The organism is Roseibium sp., assembly GCF_965216085.1.
Classification (GTDB): Bacteria; Pseudomonadota; Alphaproteobacteria; order Rhizobiales; family Stappiaceae; genus Roseibium.
In genome coordinates, this window is the sequence record NZ_OZ244138.1 from 553,764 (window position 1) to 570,957 (window position 17,194).

15 protein-coding genes are annotated in these 17,194 nt (G+C 55.4%); 9 read left to right on the top strand and 6 right to left on the bottom strand.

Annotated features, from left to right (window positions below; translation table 11 throughout):
• Positions 1 to 103: 103 nt before the first annotated feature.
• From ACOOFE_RS02590 to ACOOFE_RS02630, 9 genes are all read left to right on the top strand, one after another.
• Positions 104 to 1,345 carry a carbohydrate ABC transporter permease gene (locus tag ACOOFE_RS02590; RefSeq protein ID WP_420413514.1) on the top strand — a complete coding sequence of 414 codons (1,242 nt, stop codon included), beginning with the start codon at positions 104 to 106 and terminating at the stop codon, positions 1,343 to 1,345.
• The gene (locus ACOOFE_RS02595; RefSeq protein ID WP_420413515.1) at positions 1,345 to 2,493 is read left to right on the top strand and encodes a carbohydrate ABC transporter permease; all 1,149 of its coding nucleotides are present in this window, start codon (positions 1,345 to 1,347) and stop codon (positions 2,491 to 2,493) included. The genes ACOOFE_RS02590 and ACOOFE_RS02595 overlap by 1 nt, the downstream gene beginning before the upstream one ends.
• A gap of 33 nt (positions 2,494 to 2,526) precedes the next feature.
• Positions 2,527 to 3,618: an ABC transporter ATP-binding protein gene (locus ACOOFE_RS02600; protein WP_420413516.1), complete on the top strand. Its 1,092-nt coding sequence runs from the start codon at positions 2,527 to 2,529 to the stop codon at positions 3,616 to 3,618.
• A 338-nt stretch (positions 3,619 to 3,956) separates the two neighbouring features.
• The gene (locus tag ACOOFE_RS02605) at positions 3,957 to 4,745 is read left to right on the top strand and encodes a DeoR/GlpR family DNA-binding transcription regulator (protein WP_420413517.1); all 789 of its coding nucleotides are present in this window, start codon (positions 3,957 to 3,959) and stop codon (positions 4,743 to 4,745) included.
• On the top strand, positions 4,745 to 5,815 hold the full coding sequence (locus ACOOFE_RS02610) for an ABC transporter ATP-binding protein (protein WP_420413518.1): 1,071 nt from the start codon (positions 4,745 to 4,747) through the stop codon (positions 5,813 to 5,815). Before ACOOFE_RS02605 ends, ACOOFE_RS02610 begins: the two co-directional genes overlap by 1 nt.
• Before the next feature lie 82 nt (positions 5,816 to 5,897).
• Positions 5,898 to 7,181 carry an ABC transporter substrate-binding protein gene (locus ACOOFE_RS02615; protein WP_141184979.1) on the top strand — a complete coding sequence of 428 codons (1,284 nt, stop codon included), beginning with the start codon at positions 5,898 to 5,900 and terminating at the stop codon, positions 7,179 to 7,181.
• A 107-nt stretch (positions 7,182 to 7,288) separates the two neighbouring features.
• Entirely contained in the window at positions 7,289 to 8,176 is an 888-nt protein-coding gene (locus tag ACOOFE_RS02620) for a carbohydrate ABC transporter permease (RefSeq protein WP_420413519.1), read from the top strand.
• Entirely contained in the window at positions 8,173 to 8,994 is an 822-nt protein-coding gene (locus tag ACOOFE_RS02625; protein ID WP_420413520.1) for a carbohydrate ABC transporter permease, read from the top strand. Before ACOOFE_RS02620 ends, ACOOFE_RS02625 begins: the two co-directional genes overlap by 4 nt.
• A 157-nt stretch (positions 8,995 to 9,151) precedes the next feature.
• Positions 9,152 to 10,060, top strand: a complete 909-nt coding sequence (locus tag ACOOFE_RS02630) for a sugar kinase (protein WP_420413521.1) — start codon at positions 9,152 to 9,154, stop codon at positions 10,058 to 10,060.
• A gap of 57 nt (positions 10,061 to 10,117) precedes the next feature.
• Here ACOOFE_RS02630 and ACOOFE_RS02635 read toward each other — a convergent pair whose 3' ends face one another.
• The 6 genes from ACOOFE_RS02635 to ACOOFE_RS02660 form a co-directional block, all read right to left on the bottom strand.
• A complete protein-coding gene (locus ACOOFE_RS02635; RefSeq protein ID WP_420413522.1) occupies positions 10,118 to 11,068 on the bottom strand; it encodes an SH3 domain-containing protein in 951 nt (316 codons plus the stop codon).
• Positions 11,069 to 11,295: 227 nt separating this feature from the next.
• The gene (iolB, locus tag ACOOFE_RS02640; RefSeq protein WP_420413523.1) at positions 11,296 to 12,117 is read right to left on the bottom strand and encodes a 5-deoxy-glucuronate isomerase; all 822 of its coding nucleotides are present in this window, start codon (positions 12,115 to 12,117) and stop codon (positions 11,296 to 11,298) included.
• Positions 12,114 to 13,010, bottom strand: a complete 897-nt coding sequence (gene iolE, locus ACOOFE_RS02645) for a myo-inosose-2 dehydratase (RefSeq protein WP_420413524.1) — start codon at positions 13,008 to 13,010, stop codon at positions 12,114 to 12,116. The genes iolB and iolE overlap by 4 nt, the downstream gene beginning before the upstream one ends.
• Before the next feature lie 18 nt (positions 13,011 to 13,028).
• A complete protein-coding gene (gene iolD, locus ACOOFE_RS02650; protein ID WP_420413525.1) occupies positions 13,029 to 14,873 on the bottom strand; it encodes a 3D-(3,5/4)-trihydroxycyclohexane-1,2-dione acylhydrolase (decyclizing) in 1,845 nt (614 codons plus the stop codon).
• Entirely contained in the window at positions 14,870 to 16,816 is a 1,947-nt protein-coding gene (locus ACOOFE_RS02655) for a bifunctional 5-dehydro-2-deoxygluconokinase/5-dehydro-2-deoxyphosphogluconate aldolase (RefSeq protein ID WP_420413526.1), read from the bottom strand. Before ACOOFE_RS02655 ends, iolD begins: the two co-directional genes overlap by 4 nt.
• Positions 16,803 to 17,015, bottom strand: a complete 213-nt coding sequence (locus ACOOFE_RS02660) for a hypothetical protein (RefSeq protein ID WP_420413527.1) — start codon at positions 17,013 to 17,015, stop codon at positions 16,803 to 16,805. Before ACOOFE_RS02660 ends, ACOOFE_RS02655 begins: the two co-directional genes overlap by 14 nt.
• Between the last annotated feature and the right edge of the window lie 179 nt (positions 17,016 to 17,194).

Below are 17,194 nucleotides of genomic sequence, written 5' to 3' on the forward strand. Positions count from 1 at the left end.
CAGGCGGCGTCTAACAAGAGGCCGCCGTTTCTCAAAGATCACTGGTCCTAAAAAACTGCCTTCTGGTCTCAGCAGGCACATCAGATGAACCATGGGGGCGGCAGTGTTTGCAGATAATCCAGCGCTACTGGGCCTGGTGACCATCATCCTTGGTGTTGGTGCCTGTCTTGGATATTTTTTTCTGTCAAATCTGGTTCTCGACAAGGTGATCTTCCCGGCCAAAGGGGAACATGCAGGCCGGAACATCAACCGGGCCAATCTGGTCAGGCCCTGGTTGTTCTTGTTCCCTGCTTTATTCGCGCTGACACTATACCTCGCCTATCCGGTTTTTGAGACATTGCGGCTTTCGCTGACCGACAGGGCGCAGGGAGGAGCATTTGTCGGCTTCGACAATTACCGGCAAATGATGAATGAAGCGAAGTTCTGGGAAGCGGTTCGCAACAACATGCTGTGGCTGATGGTGGTGCCAGCTTTGTCGACCGCCTTTGGGCTTCTGGTGGCGCAGCTGACCGATCGGATCCGCTGGGGCAATCTGGCAAAATCCCTGATCTTCATGCCAATGGCGATTTCCTTCGTCGGCGCGTCCGTAATCTTCAAACTGATCTATGACACGCGGCCGGCCGATCAGAACCAGATCGGAGTGTTGAACGCGATCTGGTTGAAGTTTGACGGTGGCATTGGGTCAATCTTGTTGCTTCAAGTCCTGCCAACGGTGCTGCTTTTGGGTGTAGCCGGCGTGACAATCTATTCCGCTTGGGCATTGGTTCGCGAAGGTGTCGCAGCAAACCGCCAAAGGTCTCTCTTGCAAATGATGCTGCGCGTTTTGGCAGCGGCTGGTGGACTGTGGCTGGTCTGGACATGCCTGAATTTTATAACCGGTATCTGGATCGATGCGTTGCCCTATGGGGCGCCGCAGACCTGGCTGACAGTTCCCTTCTGGAACAATTTTTTCCTGATGGCCGTTCTCATCTGGATCCAGACTGGCTTTGCCATGGTGATCCTGTCGGCCGCCTTGCGCGGCATTCCTGAAGAGACGGTGGAAGCGGCGATCGTTGATGGGGCCAATCCGTTTCAGATCTTTTTCAAGATCAAGGTGCCGCAGATCATGGGCACAATCGTTGTGGTCTGGACGACCATCACGCTCACTGTTCTGAAAGTCTTCGACATTGTGTTTGCCATGACCAACGGGCAATGGGAGACGCAGGTTCTGGCCAACTACATGTACGACAAGCTGTTTCGGGCCAACGATTGGGGTGTGGGGTCTGCAAGCGCGATCGTCATCATGCTCCTGGTGACACCAATCCTTGTCTGGAATGTCTACAACGCCCGCAAGGAGATGCGCTGATGGCCAATGTAGCGGGCAAAAAATCGGGCCTGACTTGGGCCGTGCACATCTCCGTTACTCTGTTGGTGCTGTTGTGGCTGTTTCCAACGATCGGTTTGTTTGTATCGTCTTTCCGGACCGGGGATCAGATCTCTTTGTCCGGCTGGTGGGCCGCGCTTTTCCCAACGGAACAAAACGAAGTTTATCGTGCTCTCGACCCAGACGATCACCGTGTCGCAGACGGCGATTTGTTTGTGGTCACAGGCAACATTTTTGAAGATGGCCTGCGTGATATCCGGGCCTGGGGTGTGTCGTCCAAGAAAATCTCTGCATACCAGCCTGGTGAAACCGCTGAAATGAAGGGGGGCGAAACGCTCACTCTGCAGCCCGACGGCAGTTATGTTTGGCGTGGCAATGACAAACAGATCTCAGGTCGCGGGCAGCGGATTTTTGTAACGGCGCAAGTGCCGCCGGAATTCACGCTTGAGAACTACACGACCATCCTGTTTTCCGGCAGCGGCCAGGACAATATGGCCAAGGCCTTCTTCAACACGCTGACCGTGACCATCCCCGCGACGATCATTCCAATCGTGATCGCCGCCTTTGCTGCCTACGCGCTGGCTTGGATGGAGTTTCCCGGGCGGGCGCTTTTGATTGCGGCCATTGTCGGGCTTCTGGTTGTGCCTCTGCAGTTGGCGTTGATCCCATTGCTGCGGTTTCACTTTGGTATCGGAATAGGCAAGGGATATCTCGGCGTATGGCTGGCCCATACGGCCTTTGGCATGCCGCTCGCAGTCTATCTTTTGCGCAACTACATGGTCGGGCTGCCGCGAGATATTATCGAGAATGCCAAAGTAGACGGGGCGACAGATTTTCAGATCTTCACCAAGATCATTCTACCGTTAAGTTTTCCGGCACTCGCTTCCTTTGCCATCTTCCAATTCTTGTGGACCTGGAACGATCTTCTGGTGGCCAAAGTGTTTCTCATCGATGCCACCGGCTCGACGACGGTGATGACCAACCAGATCGTCGAACTGTTGGGCACCCGGGGTGGTAATTGGGAAATCCTGGCAACTGCGGCCTTCGTTTCCATCGCCGTGCCGCTGGCTGTTTTTTTCGCGATGCAAAGATATCTGGTGCGCGGACTTCTTGCTGGATCGGTCAAATAATATGAATAAAAACAACGTTGGGGAGCCGCTAGAATGACCTCATTATCCCTAAAAGGTGCCAGCAAGTCCTACGGCCCGGTCGAAGTTCTCAAGGACATTAATCTGGAGATTGATAAGGGCGAGCTGATCGTATTTGTCGGCCCGTCTGGCTGTGGCAAATCCACTTTGTTGCGTATGATCGCAGGCCTTGAAAAAATTACCGGCGGCACCCTGGAAATTGATGGGGCAGTGGTCAACGACATCCCACCGGCACAGCGCGGCATTGCCATGGTGTTTCAATCATATGCGCTTTATCCGCATATGACCGTCTACGACAACATGGCCTTTGCTTTGAAATTGGCCGGTCATTCGCGGCAGGAGATTGATGATGCTGTGCGCTCTGCTGCCGAAACATTGCAGTTGACTCAATATCTCGATCGCTTACCTAAAGCGCTCTCCGGCGGGCAGCGCCAGCGTGTGGCCATCGGCCGGGCCATCGTCCGCGACCCGAAAGTGTTTCTGTTCGATGAGCCGCTGTCCAATCTTGATGCCGCCTTGCGCGTCGCGACCAGGATTGAGATTGCCCAGCTGAAGGAAAGCATGCCGGACAGCACGATGATCTATGTCACGCATGATCAGGTCGAGGCGATGACGCTGGCCAGCCGGATCGTGGTTCTGCATGGCGGCATTGTTGAGCAATTCGGCAAGCCGTTGGACCTATATGAGCGTCCGGCCAACACTTTTGTCGCCCAGTTCATCGGATCTCCGGCGATGAATATGGTTGATGCGAAAGTAACGGCGACAGGGCCGGTCACGTCCGTTCACACTTCGGATGATGGCCATGCAGACGTGCCGATTTCATCCGTAAACTCCGACCAAGGCGCCGCGGTCAAACTCGGGGTTCGACCGGAGGACCTGACATTGACCGAAGGTGATGATTTCCTGGTTTCGGCTGAAGTCGAAATTGTGGAAGCGCTCGGGGAATCGACGGTGCTCTATTTCAAGCCACGCGAAGGTCATGACGCCTTTATCGCCAAACTTCCGGGAATTCATACCATTGCCAAGGGTACAACCTTACGAATGACGGCAGCGCCGGAAAAACTGCATTTGTTTGACAATGGTGGCAGATCGTTTCTTTATCGGTAATCTCTCGTTTATGAGAGCGGTTGGGCTGAGTTCGCAGACATAATTAAGCGCCTGCAATGCGATCGCGTTTCTTGAAACCTAACTTGCAAGCTCGTCCCATCCAGCCTAAACCGACCTAGAAAATGGCTTGGTTCGCCCTTTTTTAAGCCGCATCCGGCGCAAAACCTTCAAAAACAACTTGTCTAAACTGTCATATCATTTTCATATGAACGTCTAATAAGGTTCATATGAAAATGGTTGATTGTGCTCCATAGCCACCTCGCCGGTGTGTCCGCGGTTCACAAAACCTGATGCGGCCAAATTGGTAAAGGCGGCCGCTGGAATTTCGGGTGCATCAAATGCTTGGGCAAGTTGACATTACAAAACGGCAGGCGGAAATCGCCGATCTGGTTCAAAAGGCCGGATTTGCTTCTGTTGAAGAATTGGCAGACCGGTTCGATGTCACCACGCAGACAATCCGGCGCGATGTGAATGGATTGTGCGAGCTCGGCATCCTCCGGCGCACCCATGGCGGCGTTGAACCTCCGGCACGTGCTGCCAACATCCACTATTCAACCAGGCAGATCCTGAACCTTCCCGGCAAACAGGAAATCGCCAGGATGGTGGCGTCTCAAGTCGAAAACAACCAGTCGCTTGCCTTCTCAATCGGCACTACGCCCGAAATCGTCATGCAGGCGCTGACATCCCATGAAAACCTGGCGGTCTTCACCAACAACCTCAATGTCGCCTTCAGCGCGTCCAGCAATGCGTCGTTCCAGGTGACCATCGCTGGCGGGCGCCTGCGGTATGGCGACCGAGATGTGCTGGGCTCTGCGGCGCAGGCGTTTTTTGCCAACTACAAGGTCGATATCGGCATCTTTGGGGTGGCCGGTGTTGATGAAGACGGCACTCTGCTCGACTTCCACGAAGATGAAGTCGCGGCCCGCCAGGCAATTCTCGCCAATTGCCGGACGTCCTACCTTGTGCTTGATCACAGCAAGTTTGGGCGCAGCGCCCATGTGCGCGGCGGACATCTTAGCGATGTCTCTGAAATTTTTACCGATAAACCGGTTCCAGAACCTTATCTGGAATGCCTGAAGGGCGCGCAGACCATCGTTCATGTTCCGGAAGACGGGAGTGCCGAATAATGACCGGTAACGTGCTCTCCAATGCTGGGAAGCCGATCGTCCTGGAGAACGTCAGCCGCTCTTGGGGCGAGACGATTGCCGTGGATGATCTGAGCATTACCATGCCCGAGGGCTCGTTTACCGCTTTGCTTGGACCGTCTGGCTGCGGCAAGTCCACCACCTTGCGCATGATTGCCGGACTGGAAACCGTGTCATCGGGCCGGATCCAGATCGGCGGCAAGGACGTTACCAATATGCCATCGTCCAAACGCGACTTGTCGATGGTATTTCAGTCCTACGCCTTGTTTCCGCATTTGTCGGTTGCAGAAAACATCATCTTCGGTTTGAAGGTGCGCCGGGTTGCCCGGGCGGAAAGGGATGACCGGTTACGCAAGGTAGCGGATCTTTTAGGGCTGTCTCAACTTCTTGAGCGCAAGCCAGGGCAATTGTCTGGTGGCCAGCAGCAGCGGGTTGCGCTGGGCCGGGCGATCATAGGGGAAAAGCCGATCTGCCTAATGGATGAGCCGCTCTCCAATCTGGACGCCAAGCTGCGCCATGAAATGCGGGTCGAAATCCGGGCGCTGCAGCAGCAGCTCGGTTTTACAATGGTCTATGTCACCCACGATCAGGTTGAAGCGATCACAATGGCCGATCAAGTGGTGCTTTTGAACCAGGGGCAGCTGGTTCAGGCGGCTGATCCGCGGACGCTCTACGATCAGCCGGCAACGCCGTTTGCCGCCCGGTTTATCGGCACCCCGCCAATGAACCTGTTCCCGGCAGCTGCCTTCCGCAAATTGACAAATGCTCCAGAGCACAAACTCGGTGTCCGTCCGGAAGCCATGCGCAGGCAATCCGGCGGCCCTCTGGAAGCGACGATCCGCACGGTCGAGTATCTAGGCGCCGATATTCTGGCCGATTGCATTGTCGCTGACACATCTTTCCAGGTTCGTCTGAAGACCGCAGACCCGGTCGAACCCGGACACTCCATAGAACTCGGATTTGAACCGGACGCGTTGCATATCTTCGATGCACAGTCCGGACAGCGCCGGGATGATCTTGTTTTTGAAATTGGAGCGCAACTGCACTCCTGACCAGCTACGTGGGCCCGCGTGGATGAACCGCCCTGTGCGGATGTTTGAACCCTAGGAAGTCATAGCCTTAGGAAGATATCTCATGTTGAAGTCCACCTTCCTCAAGGCCGTTGCTGCAACGGCCCTGACTGTCAGCACTTGGGCATCCGCTCACGCTGTTGATCTGCAATTCTATTTCCCGGTTGCTGTTGGCGGTAAAGCTGCCGACACCATCCAGGAACTGACCGCCGAATATGTCGCTCAGAACCCGGATGTAAAAATCGATGCGGTTTATGCCGGGTCCTACCAGGACACCGTTGCCAAGGCGATCACTGCGTCGCGTGGCGGAAACCCGCCGCAGCTTTCCGTGATCCTTTCCGTCGACATGTACACGCTGATCGACGAAGACCTGGTAATCCCGTTCGACGACTATCTGACGTCTGATGAAGACAAGACGTGGCTCGACGGCTTCTACCCGGCTTTCATGGAAAACAGCCAGACCGGCGGCAAGACCTACGGTATTCCGTTCCAGCGCTCCACTCCGGTTCTCTACTGGAACAAGGAAGCCTTCAAGGAAGCTGGTCTCGACCCGGAAGTCGCTCCGGCGAATTGGGACGAGATGGTCGAGTTCGGTAAGAAACTGACCAAAAAAGATGCTTCCGGAAATGCGACCCAGTGGGGCGTTCGCATTCCGTCTTCCGGTTTCCCGTACTGGCTGTTTCAGGGTCTGGCGATCGCCAATGGCGCTGAGCTGGTGAATGCGGAAGGCAACAAAACCAATTTCGATGACCCGAAGGTCGTTGAAGCGCTCCAGTACTTGGTTGACCTGAGCACCAAACACGAAGTGATGGCACCGGGCATCATCGAGTGGGGCGCAACGCCGAAGGCTTTCTTTGAAGGCCAGACTGCCATGATGTGGACCTCTACGGGCAACCTCACCAACGTGCGCACCAACGCGCCGTTTGACTTCGGTGTCGCCATGCTGCCAGCCAAAGCCTCCCGTGGTGCTCCAACAGGTGGTGGCAACTTCTACCTCTTCAAAGGCGCGTCTGAAGAGCAAACCAAAGCTGCTGTTGAATTCGTGAAGTGGATCACCGCTCCAGAACAGTCCGCCAAGTGGACCATCGCCACCGGTTACGTCGCACCACGCGCTGAGACTTGGGACACCGAAACGATGAAGGCCTATACCGCCGACTTCGCTCCGGCCCTGGTTGCCCGTGACCAGCTCGAGTTCGCCAAGGCTGAGCTGTCGACCTACCAGAACCAGCGTGTCACCGGCATCTTCAATGATGCACTGGCGGCCGTTATCACTGGCAAAAAAGACGCTGAGACCGCTCTGAAAGAAGCTCAGGCACAAGCTGACGAGATCCTGGCGGAATACCGCTAAGGAGGGTCGGGAAGCAGCGCGCCGGACCACGGCCCGGTGCGCTGCTTCTCATTTCTTTTTACTCCCTTTTTCAGTTTGAGCCCGAAAACTCTTTGGTTGTGACGCGCATGCAAACCTTACGAATGAAACGCGATTGGATTTATGGCTTGCTGTTGTTGCTGCCAGCGATGGTGTTTCTATTCGCCTTTACGCATATCCCGGCCGTGACAACGCTTTTAAACAGCTTGTTCTCGACGCCGCGCGGCCGCCGTCCGGCCAAATTTATCGGCCTGGACAATTACGAGCGCATGTTCAATGACGCGGTGTTTTGGAAGGTTTTGTGGAACAATCTGTGGTTTGCGCTCGGCACCATTCCGCTGTCCGTCGCGCTGGCGATTATCATGGCGCTTTGGGTGAATGACAAATTGGCTGGCCGCAGTTTTGTTCGCATGGCCTATTTCACACCAACCGTCCTGCCCCTGATTGCTGTTGCAAACATCTGGCTGTTTTTTTACACGCCCGGCTTTGGCCTGTTTGATCAGATCACAGGTTTTTTGTTCGGCTGGCCGGCATCCAATTACCTTGGCAATCCGGACACCGTCCTCAATGCGATCATTGTCGTGACAGTCTGGAAAGAGGCCGGGTTCTTCATGATCTTCTATCTGGCGGCGCTGCAGGCCATTCCAATTTCCTTAAAGGAAGCAGCGCAGATCGAAGGAGCAGGGCGCTGGACGGTCTTCTGGCGGATCACGTTCCCTCTGCTCATGCCAACCACTCTGTTTGTCTGCGTCAACGCGGTGATCAACTCCTTCCGGCTGGTTGATCACATCTTCATCCTGACGGATGGCGGTCCGGACAATGCGTCTGCACTGCTGCTCTTTTATATCTACGAAGCCGCCTTCCGCTTTTGGGAAACCGCCTATGGCGCAACGTTGACAGTCGCGCTGCTGGTGCTCTTGTCCCTGCTTGCCATAGGCCAGTTCTTCTTTTTCGACCGTAAGGTGCACTACAAATGACCGGCGCCTCCGATATGTTTGACCGCTTCTTGAACACGTTTGCGGCCTGGGCGCTGGCCTTGCTCTGGATTCTGCCGCTGGCTTATGCGGTCTGGACGGCAATTCATCCAGCAGCCTATGAAGCCCGGTTTGAGCTATTTGCCCCGTTGACGCTCGACAACTTTGGCAAGGCTTGGGAAGCTGCGCCCTTTGCACGCTATTTTCTGAACACCTTCATCTTGGTGACGATGATCTTGGCCGGGCAGTTTTTCCTCTGCACGCTTGCGGCCTTTGCCTTTGCCCGGTTTGAATTCCCAGGCCGGAGCATCTTGTTCACCCTGGTGCTCTTACAGCTCTTGGTGATGCCGGACATTTTGATGGTCGAGAACTACCAGACCATGCGTTTGCTCAATCTGGTCGATACCATTCCAGCAATTGCTCTGCCATACATCGCCTCAGGCTTTGGCATTTTCTTGTTGCGCCAGACATTTATGACGATCCCAAAGGAGTTGGATGAGGCGGCCCGCGTTGAAGGGGCGTCCGTCTTGGGAGTTCTCTGGAAGGTCTATATACCTCTGGCGAAGCCGACTTACCTTGCCTACGGCCTGGTGTCCGTCAGCCACCATTGGAACAATTTCCTGTGGCCACTAATTGTCACCAATTCCGTTGACACGCGGCCGGTGACTGTGGGTCTCAGTATCTTTTCTGCGATCGACAGCGGCATCGAATGGTCGGTGATCAACGCGGCGACGCTGATGACCTCTGGTCCATTGTTGGTTGCGTTTTTGTTGTTCCAGCGCCAATTCGTTCAAAGTTTTATGCGCGCCGGAATCAAGTGAATTCCAAGGTTTCTATTGGTGTTTGAGCCTTTGCAAGCCAATTGGGAGAACTCATAAAGATCCTCCCTCTTTCCAGTATATGGGTTTTATGCTAATGGATTTAAATCGCAGATTTCTGCGATTTTTTTATATGTAAGACCGTCTTGAGGAGAGTTTCGTGCCGTCAACATTTCTGGCGATTGGTGAGTGTATGGTGGAAATGGCGCCGACCGGCGAGGGCACATTTAAGATGGGCTTTGCCGGCGATACGCTGAATACGGCCTGGTATGTGCGCAAGGCTTTAGGCCAGGACTGGAAAGTTGCCTATTACACTGGCGTCGGCAAGGATCAGGTGTCCCGGCAGATGACCGATTTCCTGAATGAAGCAGGAATCGAGACGGGCTATATCCGCGAACTTCAAGACCGCACCGTTGGTCTCTACATGATCCAGCTGAAAGACGGCGAACGCAGTTTTGCCTATTGGCGCTCTCAGTCGGCCGCGCGCTGTTTGGCGGATGATCCTGGGGTTTTATCTGCAGCAATGGACAACGCCGGTTTGATCTATTTCAGCGGCATCACCCTCGCGATTCTGTCTCCTGAAGGACGGCGGGCATTCTTCCAGGCGCTGAAATCCGCGCGGCAAAAAGGTGCCAAAGCGGCTTTCGATCCCAACCTGCGGCCGCGGTTGTGGGAGGATGCTGAGACGATGCGGAGTTGTGTGACGGACGCAGCAGGCCTGTGTGACTTCGTCATGCCGTCTTTTGAAGATGAAGAGGCCTATTTTGGCGACGCGACCCCGTCGATCAGTGCAGACCGTTATCTTGCCGCAGGCGCGGAAATGGTTGTTGTGAAAAACGGCCCGCAGGAGGTGATCGTTGCAACCGCCTCAGATCGAAATGCCTTCAGCCCGGCCCCGGTCAGCAACGTGGTTGATACGACTGCCGCTGGCGATAGTTTCAATGCAGGTTTTCTCGCAGAATATCTGGTGACCAAGAGTGTGACTGCCAGTGTCGCTGCCGGTGCGCGTTTGGCCGGTATGGTCATCCAGCACCGCGGGGCTTTGGTCGACTGCCTAGAACCGGCATGATCTAAAAGAGAGTTTTTCGAAACAAAAAGGGCACCAGCTGGTGCCCTTTCGCCGTTCTTACTGTTTGGACGTGATTTTCGCCATTTCTGCCATCGGGCCATTGCCGATACCGAATAGAATACGATTGTTTCTCAGATCCAGCTTGACCGAAACGTTCCGGCTGCGGTCGAGCAAAAAGACAGAGTGCTGGTCGCGGTTGGTTTCCTGGTATCCATACTGAACGGCCCCATTCGGTCCGGTTTGATGCCAGCGGCCATTGGTCTTCATGATAAACCTGCCGCCTGGATAACCCGCACGGGACAGTGTGAAGCCGTTCGTTCCGGTTGTTGGGCCGCCGATCCCTGGATTTTTGATGAGGTTCGGGTTGGCCGCCATATTAACGATGTCGTAGATTGGCGTGTTGGGGGCGCTGGCGAGACCAATCAAGATTTTCCTGCGGTGTAGGTCCAGCTGGATCGACACATTGCGGGACGCATCATGAAGATAGACGGACCACTGGTCGCGCGACTTTTCGATAAAGGTATAGCGGACCCGGCCGCGCGGTCCGGTTTCATGCCATTCGCGATAACCGACCTGTTTGAAAACACCACCCGGATAACTCACGCTGGCGACATTTTTGCCCGTCACATTCGGATCTCCGACAATTGTTAAACCATTGCCGGGACCTGGGGCCGGATTGACCTGACCGAGATTAGGGCAGGTTTTGTAAATCGTCGGATAAGGGCGCTGTGAGCACATCAGCCCGCCCCACTGGAAGCCGGTGCGGCCATTCCGGTAGCGGATTTGAAACCACTCATAGCCGTCCATCATCACGCCCGTGGCCCCAACAATCCGAATTCTGTCGCCATCCCGCAGGCTGCCAATCTGACCGTATTGCAGTCCAGGGCCGGCGCGGACCTTGCCGCCATAAGAAATACCTTGTTGGGGAAATGCATTTTGCGCCGAAGCGGTCGCAACTGGGCCATAAAGAACCACACTCATCAACAATATAAAGAACAGGCGGTACATAAGGGCTCCTTTCAAAAATACTGCTTCCGGCGAACTGTTCGTCACCTTGAAAAAGTAGTCTTAGAAATTGCTACGCTATTTTCGCTGAACTGAAAATGAACGTTCCTGTTAGATTTATTAATGGGCTGGAGAGCGGTTTCTTGAATCCAGTTTTTTCTAAAGGACAATTCCTGAAAGGAAAAAAGAGCGCCAGTGGCGCTCTTGTAACGTCTTAGGTGTTTTGTCGATCAATCGGCGTCCCTTTGGGCGATCCAGTCGTGGTCCGGATGGTTTTGGAAACGCCATTTGCGCATCGGACCGGCCATGACGTTCAGATAATACATCTCGTAGCCGTAAGGGGCGCCGCAGGGGTGGTGGCCTTTTGGAACCAGCACAACATCATGGCTTTCGACCGACATCGTTTCGTCAAGCGTGCCGTCTTCGGTGAACACCCGTTGATGGCCATATCCCTGCTCCGGATTGAGGCGGTGATAATAAGTCTCTTCCAGATAAGTCATGTCCGGATAGTTGTCTTCATCGTGCCGGTGCGGCGGATAGGACGACCAATTGCCCGCAGGTGTGAAAACTTCTGTAACCAGAAGGCTGTCAGCCACGTCGCTTTCTTCCATCGCAATTGGATAGATGTAGCGTGTGTTGGAGCCCTTGCCGCGGGTGACCTTTTCCGGCTTCGGCAATACGCGAGTTTTGTGTCCGCCATGTCCGGGCGCTGTACAAACGCCGATGGTGCAATCGGTCGCAGCGGTCGCCGACCAAGTGCTGCCGTTCGGAACATAAACACTGTGCGGGGCGGTTTGTTCGAACACGTTCATGCGCTCGCCCTGGACCCCTAAGTTCTCGCCATCCGCTGAAATCTCGGCTTTGCCTTCGACCATTACCAGAATGATCTCACGGTCGCCGGTTTCTTCCGAAATCGCGTCCCCGGCCTTGAGGCGATGGAGTGCAAAGCCGACGTAGTTCCAATTTAGAGACTTAGCCGTCTTAGCATTGGCTGCGGTAATATCATGCACCTTGCCTGTCGTGCCTGAAGGTTTGACGAGAAGGTCGCTCATGTCAGGTCAATGTCCTGTGCAATGGATTTCAAAGTTTTCAGGCCGAGGCTCTGATACGTGAAGGGATCGCGGATTTCCGGATCCTGTTCCGCTTCGATCACGACCCAGCCGCTGTAGTCCTTGTCTTTTAGCACTTTTAGAAGTGGGGCGAAATCAATCCCGCCTTCGTCGTCGCCTGGTACGGTGAAGACACCGGCCCGCACGCCGTCCATGAACGAAAGGCCTTTTTCGCGGACGTCCGCCATAACCGCAGGGCGTACGTTCTTTGCGTGCATATGCCGGATTCGATCGGCATATGTTTCAAGCGCAGGCTGAGGATCGCCGCCGAGGGAGCCGAAGTAGTAATGTCCGGCATCAAACAGCAGTTTTGTTGCTGGGCCGGTCGCGGCCATGAAGGCGTTCAGTTCTTCTGGCGTTTCGACCACGGTGCCCATGTGATGATGGTAGACCAGATCTATGCCTTGCTCGGCGCAGAAGGCGGCGAGCTCTTCAACCTTGGCGCAGAAAGCGGTCATTTCGTCTTCGCTCAAAACCGCTTTTTCCGACAGCGGCTTCTGGTCGCCCTGGATCGAGTTTGACGTCTCGCAGACGATACAGACGCTACAGCCGTTGTGCTTGAGCTTGTCGAGGTGCGGCTGGATGGCTTCCTTTTCCACCTCTACGCTTTGGGTAAGCAGGTTCAGCGAATACCAGCCGGAGATGAATTTCAGCCCGTGACTGCCAAGAAGTGTCTTCAGTTCTTCCTTGTCGTCCGGCCAGCGGTGGCCGTTTTCAATGCCGTCAAAGCCGATTTTTGCGGCGTCGGACAGGATTTGGTCTGTTGGAATATGGGCGCCGAGCGTCTGGTCGTCATCATTTGCCCATGCGATCGGGTTGGTTCCGTAAAGGATCATGGTTTGTGTCCAGAAATGTTAGTCGGCGGCGCGCTGGTGCTGGAGCGCGGCCAGATAGTTTTGGCGGGCCTGATTGACTTCGGTGCGGTTAGAGACTTCCGGAACCGCGACATCCCACCAATGGCCGCCGACCTCTGTTGACGGCAGCGGATCGGTGTCGATGACAATCACATAGGATTTTTCCGAAGCTCTCGCCCGGCCCATGGCTTCTTCCAGTTCATCCAGGCTGCCAACCTTCTCAGACGTTGCCCCCATGGAGCCGGCATGTGCGGCGAAGTCGATGTTGCTCGGGACTACATGCCGGGCGGTGTCCAGGAGATTGTTGAAGCTTTTGCCGCCGGTTCCCATCTGCAGCCGGTTGATGCAACCGAAGCCACGATTGTCGAGCAGGACAACGATGATCTTGTGGCCGAGCATGACGGATGTCGCGAGCTCGGAGTTCATCATCATGTAGGAGCCGTCGCCGACCATGACGACAACTTCCCGGTCCGGCAGGGCCATTTTGGCGCCAAGGCCGCCTGCAACCTCGTACCCCATGCAAGAAAAGCCGTATTCCATGTGATAGCCGTTCGGCAGCACCGGTTTCCAGAGTTTGTGCAATTCGCCCGGCAGACCGCCGGCCGCGCACAACATCACGGTGTTTTCGTCTGTTGAGCGCTGGACAGCACCAATGACTTGGGCATCGGTCGGCAGGGCATTGCCGTCCGGTTTTGCGGTGACCGCATCAATGTCCTTCAACCAGCTGGATTTGAGTGCGGCATCCGGCATCGCGAACGTATGATCGCCGAGACCGGCTGAGACGGCTTCCAAAGCGACTTTGGCATCAGCGACAAGCGGCAATGCATTCTGTTTTGCGCTGTCGTAAGAGGCTATGTTGATGGCCAGAATCCGCCGTTCTGGGTTTTTGAACAGCGCCCAGGATCCAGTAGTGAAATCTTGAAAACGGGTGCCGATCCCCATCACCAGATCAGCCTCTTCCGCCAAAGCATTCGCGCTGGATGCCCCGGTCACGCCGATGGATCCCATGTTGAGCGGATGATCCCAGGCGAGCGTGGATTTTCCGGCCTGTGTTTCTGCAACAGGGATCTGATGTGTTTCGGCAAAGGCCTTCAGTGTGTCGCAAGCCTCTGCGTAGTGGACACCGCCTCCGGCGATGATCAGTGGGTTTTTCGCGGCTTTGATCGCCTCGATAGCCGCAGCCAATTGGATGCTGTCTGGCTGCGGGCGGCGGCGGCGCCAAACCTTCCCGACAAAGAAACTCTCCGGATAGTCGAAGGCTTCGGCCTGAACGTCCTGGCAGAAGGCCAATGTGACCGGGCCGCAGCGTTCCGGATCAGTCAACGTCTGCAAGGCACGCGGTAGCGCGGTCAGTAGCTGTTCGGGACGGGTGATGCGGTCAAAATAGCGGCTGACCGGTTTGAAACAGTCATTCGCCGAGACCGTGCCGTCATCGAAATCTTCGATCTGTTGCAAAACTGGGTCCGGTGCCCGGTTGGCAAAAACATCGCCGGGAATGAGCAGGACCGGCAACCGATTGACATGCGCAAGGGCTGCGGCGGTCACAAGATTGGTCGCGCCCGGGCCGATGGATGTGGTCACCGCCATCGCCTGCTTGCGGTTTTTGGCCTTGGCAAAGGCGATCGCTGCATGGGCCATGCTCTGTTCGTTGTGGCCGCGCCAGGTTGGGAAGGCGTCGCCTGCCGCTTCCAGGGCTTCACCAAGCCCGGCGACATTGCCATGGCCGAAGATTGCCCAGCAGCCGGGAATGACCGGGGCGCCATCTTCGTTCTTTTGCGCAATCAGATAGCGCACGAGCGCTTGGGCGGCAGTCAGGCGCACGGTATTTTGCTGGGAGGAGCTCATTTGGAGTGTTCCTGATGGTGTGATGTCTGGGCATTGACCCGAGCTGTGTCCCACAATTGGCACAAGCGTTCAAACCGGGCAGTCATGTCCGCAACGGCTTGGTCGTTTGTCATCTCGCCAGCGAGCCATTTCCGTGCTGCGTCGGCGAAGATTGTCCGACCCACGGCAAATCCCTTGACCAGATCAAATTGCGCAGCTTCTGCAAAACTCTCGGCCAGCTGGTCTTCCGGGGCATCCAGGCCGAGCACGACAATGCCGCGGGTGTTCGGATCGTTGCGCGTGATGGCGTCACAAACGTTTGACCAGGCTGCGCGGGACGTCATCGGTTCCAGCTTCCACCAATCCGGATAGATGCCAAGATCGTAGACACGCTGGATGATTTCGGACGTTGTCTCATCATCAACGGGGCCAACTTTGGACGGAATGACCTCCAGCAGCATTTCAAGGCCGTTGCGGCGGCAGGCAGCAAAGAGCCGTGTCAAAACGTCTTCCTGCTGTGCCTTCATCTCCAGGCTGTCGTTTGGATGATAGAAACACAGGACTTTGACGACATGTTCGGTAGGCCACTCGACCAGGCCGCCGAAATCCGGACCGATTTCAGGTTCCAGGGCCAATGGCCGGGAGGCAGGCCATTCCACGGGGTGTCCGATCCATAATCCGGTTCCGGCAGCCTGATAGAGGGCGTCGCGGCCAAGGCGGCTATCGCATAAGATGCCATACCCGGATTTTCCGTTTGCAACTTTCACAGCAGCGTCAAGACAGAGCTTTTTAAAGAAGCCAATATGATCATGGATAACCCCGGCCGCATCCGCCATTTGTTCAATCTGGATGCGGTGGTCGAACGCAAACACCCGCATGGTTGACCAGTCGCCACCGTGAGATGTGCAGCGGTTGGTCGACCAGTGGATTTGCTCAAGTTTCAGATCTTTACGCAGTACCTTTTCTTTGACGCCGCGACCTAAGAAAAACTGCAGTTCCTCCCAGCTCGGATAGGCTGGCGTGCAGCCATGCCGCGAGACGGCGAACGCACCGCAGGCATTGGCATAGGTCAAGCTGGTGACCCAGTCTTCACCAGTGACCCAACCGAGCAGCAAGCCGGACATGAAACCGTCACCTGCACCCAGGACATTAAACACCTCAATCGGGAAGCCCGGACCAGAAATCCCATCATCCAGGCTGTCTGGAATTGCACCTTCAAAGGCGTTAGCCCCCATTGGGCCGCGTTTGCAGACAAGAGTGGCACCGGAAACCTTACGCACATTGCGCAGAGCTTCGAGCGTGTCTGTCGAGCCACCGGCTATGTGAAACTCTTCTTCCGTTCCTACGATCAGATCGAACAGATGCAATGTGGACTGGAGTTTTTCCGTCACCTTGGCGGAGGCAATAAAGCGGTTTTCACCGTCGCCATGGCCGGAGAGACCCCAAAGGTTGGGGCGGTAATCGATGTCGAGTGCCGTGCGGCCACCGCTTTCCTTTGCCAGTCTCAAGGCCTTGAGAACAGCGGCTTCCGTGTGCGGGTGGCTGAGATGGGTGCCGGTCGCCACGACCGCTTTTGCGGACGCGATGAAGTCCGGGTCTATGTCATCTTCGCAAAGCGCCATATCGGCGCAGTTCTCGCGGTAGAAGATCAGCGGAAAATGTTCGTGGTCCCGGATGCCTAAGAGAACCAGCGCGGTGAGCCGGTCGGGGTCGGTGATTACTCCGGATGTGTCGACACCGTGACGAGCCAGCTCTTCGCGGATGAAGCGGCCCATATGTTCATCACCGACCCGGGTAATCAGGCCGGATTTCAAGCCGAGACGGGCTGTGCCGGTCGCCATATTGGTTGGAGAGCCGCCAATATACTTGTTGAAGGACGCCATGTCCTCCAGACGGCCGCCAACCTGCGCCCCGTACAGGTCGACCGACGAGCGGCCGATGGTGATGACATCAAGCTGTTTCACGTTTCTTTTCCGTTCTTGGGGACTTTGACCATTCAGAGCACTCGGTATGTCCCGCCGGACGATCCATCCAGTCGGACCAGTTCTTGTCCAACGGCCTGAACATGTGGCCATCAAAGACAACAATGGTGCCGACAGCAAAAAGTGAGGCGGTTGTTGCCTGTGCCCCAGCTGTCAATGTGCCATTCAAAAAATTCTTCATTGTAATCCTGCCAAGATATGAAGAAGTTTCCTGGTCTTGCGGATTAGAGATCAGTCTGGCTCCGGATGATGTGTCCATGCCCATTGTCTAGTGTTGGGGAAGCGCCTGCCGTCACCGCCACCGAATATATGAGACTAAATAGAATGTAAATTCCATACTGAGTAACGTGCAATAGATAT

Excerpts from the sequence above, each read along its gene's own strand:
- ACOOFE_RS02635 (WP_420413522.1), bottom strand. The coding sequence starts at position 11,068 with ATGTACCGCCTGTTCTTTATATTGTTGATGAGTGTGGTTCTTTATGGC.
- ACOOFE_RS02595 (WP_420413515.1), top strand. The coding sequence starts at position 1,345 with ATGGCCAATGTAGCGGGCAAAAAATCGGGCCTGACTTGGGCCGTGCAC.
- ACOOFE_RS02620 (WP_420413519.1), top strand. The coding sequence starts at position 7,289 with ATGCAAACCTTACGAATGAAACGCGATTGGATTTATGGCTTGCTGTTG.
- ACOOFE_RS02660 (WP_420413527.1), bottom strand. The coding sequence starts at position 17,015 with ATGAAGAATTTTTTGAATGGCACATTGACAGCTGGGGCACAGGCAACA.
- ACOOFE_RS02625 (WP_420413520.1), top strand. The coding sequence starts at position 8,173 with ATGACCGGCGCCTCCGATATGTTTGACCGCTTCTTGAACACGTTTGCG.
- ACOOFE_RS02600 (WP_420413516.1), top strand. The coding sequence starts at position 2,527 with ATGACCTCATTATCCCTAAAAGGTGCCAGCAAGTCCTACGGCCCGGTC.
- iolB (WP_420413523.1), bottom strand. The coding sequence starts at position 12,117 with ATGAGCGACCTTCTCGTCAAACCTTCAGGCACGACAGGCAAGGTGCAT.
- iolE (WP_420413524.1), bottom strand. The coding sequence starts at position 13,010 with ATGATCCTTTACGGAACCAACCCGATCGCATGGGCAAATGATGACGAC.
- ACOOFE_RS02615 (WP_141184979.1), top strand. The coding sequence starts at position 5,898 with ATGTTGAAGTCCACCTTCCTCAAGGCCGTTGCTGCAACGGCCCTGACT.
- ACOOFE_RS02610 (WP_420413518.1), top strand. The coding sequence starts at position 4,745 with ATGACCGGTAACGTGCTCTCCAATGCTGGGAAGCCGATCGTCCTGGAG.
- iolD (WP_420413525.1), bottom strand. The coding sequence starts at position 14,873 with ATGAGCTCCTCCCAGCAAAATACCGTGCGCCTGACTGCCGCCCAAGCG.
- ACOOFE_RS02605 (WP_420413517.1), top strand. The coding sequence starts at position 3,957 with ATGCTTGGGCAAGTTGACATTACAAAACGGCAGGCGGAAATCGCCGAT.